Origin of the sequence: Streptomyces sp. ICN903 (assembly GCF_022015835.1) — a bacterium.
Lineage (GTDB): Bacteria > Actinomycetota > Actinomycetes > Streptomycetales > Streptomycetaceae > Streptomyces > Streptomyces fenghuangensis.
Map to the genome: position 1 here is coordinate 1 of NZ_JAKMAY010000552.1, position 1,579 is coordinate 1,579.

A 1,579-nucleotide genomic window follows, 5' to 3' on the forward strand; every position below is an offset into this window, starting at 1 on the left:
CCGCACCACCCCCGCCCTGGTGATTCCGCCCACAACGGGGCACTGCGAAGGACCCACCGGCCCCCATGCGCCTTACGCTCAGGTAACCCCTCTTCCCGGGCCACGGAGGTTCCTTCCCCTATGAAGCTCACCGTCGTCGGCTGCTCGGGATCGTTCCCGTCCGCGGAATCGGCCTGCTCCAGCTACCTCGTAGAGGCCGACGGCTACCGGCTCCTGCTCGACATGGGCAACGGCGCCCTGGGCGAGCTGCAACGCCACTGCGGCCTCTACGACCTCGACGCCATCGTCCTCAGCCACCTCCACGCGGACCACTGCATCGACATGTGCGCGTACTTCGTGGCCCGGTACTACCGGCACGAGGGAGGACGCTGCGAGGCCATCCCGGTGTACGGCCCCGCGGGCACCGAGCAGCGGCTGACCACCGCCTACGCCGACACCCCGTCCGAGAAGTCGATGAGCGAGGTCTTCGACTTCCGCGACCTCGCCCCCCGCAGCACCTTCCGGCTCGGACCGCTGACCGTCACCGCCGACCGGGTGCGGCACCCGGTGGAGACCTACGGCTTCCGCGTCGAGCACGAGGGCAGGACCCTCGTCTACTCCGGCGACACCGGCCCCTGCGACGCCCTGTGCGACCTGGCCCGGGACGCCGACCTCTTCCTGTGCGAGGCCTCCTTCACCGACGGCAAGGAGGACATCCCCGAACTCCACCTCAACGGGCGGCAGGCCGGGGAGTGCGCACAGCAGGCGGACGCCCGGCGCCTGGTCCTCACCCACATCCCGCCGTGGACGGACCCCCGGCACAACCTGCGCGACGCACAGGCCGCGTTCTCCGGCCCCGTGGAGATGGCCCGCCCCGGCGCCGTCTACGAGATCTGACCGGCCGCCGGCCGGGCCCGCGGCTCACGGGCCCGGCCGGCGAGGGCCGTACCGGCCCGGAACCCGACCGCGCCCACCACTACGCCCGGTACTGCGCCTTCTCCTGCTCGGCGATCTCCTCGTCCGACTCCCGGCCCGGCGTCGGCAGATCGAACCGCGTGATCGCGAACCGGAAGACCGCGTAGTACACCACCGCGAAACACAGACCCAGCACCACCAGCAGCCACGGCTTGGACGCGATCCCCAGATTCAGCAGGAAGTCGATCGCCCCGGCGGAGAAACCGAAACCGTCCCGCGCCCCCAGCGCCCAGCTCAGCGCCATCGACACCCCCGTCAGCACCGCGTGGACCGCGTACAGCACCGGCGCCACGAAGATGAACGTGAACTCGATCGGCTCGGTCACCCCGGTGACGAAGGCGGTCAGCGCGATGGAGAACATCATCCCGCCCACCACCTTGCGGCGCTCGGGCCGCGCGCAGTGGTACATCGCCAGACAGGCCGCCGGAAGGGCGAACATCATGATGGGGAAGAACCCGGTCATGAACTGACCCGCCGTCGGATCCCCGTGCAGGAAGCGCGCGATGTCCCCCTCGTACCGCACCCCGCCGTCCTCGTAGGAACCCGCCTGGAACCACGGGAACGAGTTCAGCAGATGGTGCATGCCCACCGGGATCAGCGCCCGGTTGGCCACCCCGAACACCCC

The 1,579-nt window shown here is 70.4% G+C and carries 2 protein-coding genes; one reads left to right on the plus strand and one right to left on the minus strand.

Annotation, left to right across the window (positions count from 1 at the left end; translation table 11 throughout):
* Positions 1 to 120: 120 nt before the first annotated feature.
* On the plus strand, positions 121 to 876 hold the full coding sequence (locus L7D48_RS28700; RefSeq protein WP_237884013.1) for an MBL fold metallo-hydrolase: 756 nt from the start codon (positions 121 to 123) through the stop codon (positions 874 to 876).
* A 79-nt stretch (positions 877 to 955) separates the two neighbouring features.
* Here L7D48_RS28700 and L7D48_RS28705 read toward each other — a convergent pair.
* Positions 956 to 1,579: PTS transporter subunit EIIC (locus L7D48_RS28705; protein ID WP_237884015.1), on the minus strand; the 624-nt coding region annotated here is incomplete at its 5' end.

What these genes read in the sequence shown, in the direction of transcription:
- L7D48_RS28700 (WP_237884013.1), top strand. Translation starts at nt 121, where the DNA reads ATGAAGCTCACCGTCGTCGGCTGCTCGGGATCGTTCCCGTCCGCGGAA.